Source organism: Streptomyces sp. FH025 (assembly GCF_017427025.1).
Taxonomy (GTDB): Bacteria; Actinomycetota; Actinomycetes; order Streptomycetales; family Streptomycetaceae; genus Kitasatospora.
Window position 1 is genome coordinate 1 of sequence record NZ_JAFLNG010000892.1, and the last position, 2,678, is coordinate 2,678.

Consider the following 2,678-nt stretch of genomic DNA (forward strand, 5'->3'; position numbering starts at 1 on the left):
CGGGTCGACAACCAGTCCGTGTTCTACGACTCCCCCGACCGCCTCAGCCTGGTCCAGGTGTGGCCGATGGAGGCCAGGTCCCCGTACGAGGAGGCCGCCGCCACCGACACCAGCCTGACCACCCTGACCAGCCGGTTCCCCGAGTACCACCGGATCCGGCTGGAGCAGACCGCCGACGGCGGCGCCGAGTTGGAGTACTCCTACAACCTGTCCGGCTCCGGTGTCCGACATTCGGTCGCCCACTTCTTCACCGGCCCGGACGGCGTCGCCTGGGCCATCCTGGTGGCCGGCCCCGAGACCGGCGGGCCGGCCCCGCTGCACGCCCTCCTCCAGTCGGAGCTCACGTCCTTCTGCTTCACCGGCCACTGCCCGCCCGCGTCCGGCTGACCGGGCCCGCTACACCGGGGCCTTCTCCACGGGCGCCCCGGCCTCCTGCGGCGCCCCGGCCGGGTCCGTACCCGGCCGAGCCAGGCAGGCGACCGCCGTCGCCACCGCCGCCAGCGCGACGCCGCCGGCCACCGTGCCGTGCAGCCCGCCGGTGACCGCCTCGCCGATCGCGTCCCGGACGGACTGGGTCAGCCCGGTCAGTGAGGCCGGGGTGAGCCCGCCGCCCCCGGTCAGCCGGGTCGCCTCGTCGGCCCCCAGCCGCTCGGTGAGCGAGGCGGTCAGCCGGGCGGTGTAGACGGCGCCGAGCGCGGCCATCCCGAGCGAACCGCCGATGCTGCGCAGCAGGGTCACCACGCCCATCGCCGCCCCCATGTCCTGGCGCGGCACCGCACCCATCGAGGTCAGCAGGGTGCTCTGCATCAGCAGGCCGATGCCGATCCCGGCGACCGCGGTGAGCCCGGAGGCCAGGGCCACCGGCGTGTCCGTCCCCAGGAGCAGCAGCAGCGCGGCCCCGATCAGGGCCAGCGCCCCACCCAGCAGCGGGTAGCGGCGCTCGCCGCCCGGCCGGCTCATCAGCCGGGCGGTGAACAGCTGGGTGCCCATCATCCCGAGCATCAGGGGCAGCAGGAGCAGGCCGCCGGCGGTCGGCGAGACGCCCTGGACGAACTGGAGGTACTGCGGCAGGTAGCCGATCAGGGCGAGCATGACCGCGCCGGCGAGGAAGCCCAGCACCTGGGCGACGGTGAAGTTGCGATCGCGGAACAGCGCGGGCGGGATCAGCGGCCCGGGGGCGCGCAGTTCGGTACGGACGAACCAGCCGAGCGCCACCACGGCGACCAGGCCGGTCCCGAGGATCCACGGGGAGGTCCAGGCGTACATCGTCCCGCCCCAGCTGCTGACCAGGGTCAGCCCGAGGATGCCGGTGGTCAGCAGGGCGACCCCGGCCCAGTCGAAGGGGGCGCGGATCCGTTCCGTCCGCAGCCGCACCCCGAGGCCGACCGCGAGCAGGGCGAACAGCCCGACCGGCAGGTTGACGTAGAAGGCCCAGCGCCAGCTGAGCCGGTCGGTGAGGAGGCCGCCGAGCAGCGGTCCGCCGACGAAGGCGATCGGCATCAGCACGCCGATCACCGACTGCATCCGCGCCCGGTCGGTGGCGGGGACGAGCACCCCGATCACCGAGAGCGCGCCGACCATCAGCCCGCCCGCGCCGACGCCCTGGAGTGCCCGGAAGGCGATCAACTCGCCCATGTTCTGCGACAGTCCGCTCAGCATCGAGCCGATCAGGAACACCGCCACCGACCACTGGTAGGCGCCCTTGCGCCCGTACAGGTCGCCGAGCCGGCCCCAGAGCGGGGTGGCGGCGGCGGAGGTGAGCAGGTAGGCGGTGACCGCCCAGGAGAGGTGTTCGAGCCCGCCGAGATCGCCGACGATGGTCGGCAGCGCGGTGCCGATGATCTGCCCGTCGAGGGCCGAGAGGAAGATGCCGAGCATCAGCCCGAGCACGCCGAGCAGCGGCGGCCTGGGGCGGTCCTCGACCGGTTCCGCGTCCATGTCCGTTCCCCCTCCCCCGGGTTCAGGCCGCGAACGGGCGGGTTTGCCGGGCGTCACGCAATGCCTGGGCCCACCAGGCCAGTTGGTCGAGCATGGTCTTGGCGGCGGCGTCGGCGGCCGGGTCGCGGGGCTTGCCGTCGGCGTCGAAGCACTGGGAGGCGCCGTGGAAGCTGACCGTGTTGCGGATCGTGGTGGCGTTCAACTCGGCCATCACCACCCGTAGTTGCTCGACGGCGCGCAGGCCGCCGGACAGACCGCCGTACGAGACGAAGCCGATCGGCTTTCCGTGCCACTGCTGGTTGTGCCAGTCGATGGCGTTCTTCAGCGGGGCCGGGAAGCTGTGGTTGTACTCGGGCGTGACGAACACGAAGGCGTCGGCGGCCGCCAGCCGGGGCGTCACCGCCTCCAGCAACTCGAGGTCACCCGGGGGCAGTTCTCCACCGAAGGACGGCATGACGGTCGGCAGCGGGGTCTCGGCCAGGTCGACCAGGTCGGCGGTCATGTCGCCGCGAGCCGCCAGATGGCCGAGCAGCCAGTCACCGACCACCGGGCCGAAGCGGCCGGCGCGGGTGCTGCCCAGCACGACCGCCACCTGCATGTTCTGCTCCGTGGACATGGATATCCCCCTCCGGGACGAGGTGTACGACGTATCGGTTGGATACAACGTACACACGGAGGTGTACGGCGTCCACTATCGAGATACGGCGTACACCCGAGTGGTACGGTGGTGGCGACCCCGC

At 72.6% G+C, this 2,678-nt stretch carries 2 protein-coding genes and 1 pseudogene; 1 reads left to right on the top strand and 2 read right to left on the bottom strand.

The genetic code is table 11. The annotated features are described in order from the left end of the window. Positions 1–387: pseudogene (locus J0670_RS35315) on the top strand (hypothetical protein); the annotation flags it as partial. 9 nt (positions 388–396) lie between these two features. On the opposite strand, the gene J0670_RS35320 reads toward J0670_RS35315, so the two are convergent. Together J0670_RS35320 and J0670_RS35325 are read right to left on the bottom strand one after the other, a co-directional pair. Next, positions 397–1,938, bottom strand: a complete 1,542-nt coding sequence (locus J0670_RS35320; protein WP_243437978.1) for an MFS transporter — start codon at positions 1,936–1,938, stop codon at positions 397–399. Between the two features lie 22 nt (positions 1,939–1,960). After that, complete coding sequence (locus J0670_RS35325) at positions 1,961–2,554, bottom strand: NADPH-dependent FMN reductase (RefSeq protein ID WP_207816655.1); 594 nt, start codon at positions 2,552–2,554, stop codon at positions 1,961–1,963. Positions 2,555–2,678 lie beyond the last annotated feature (124 nt).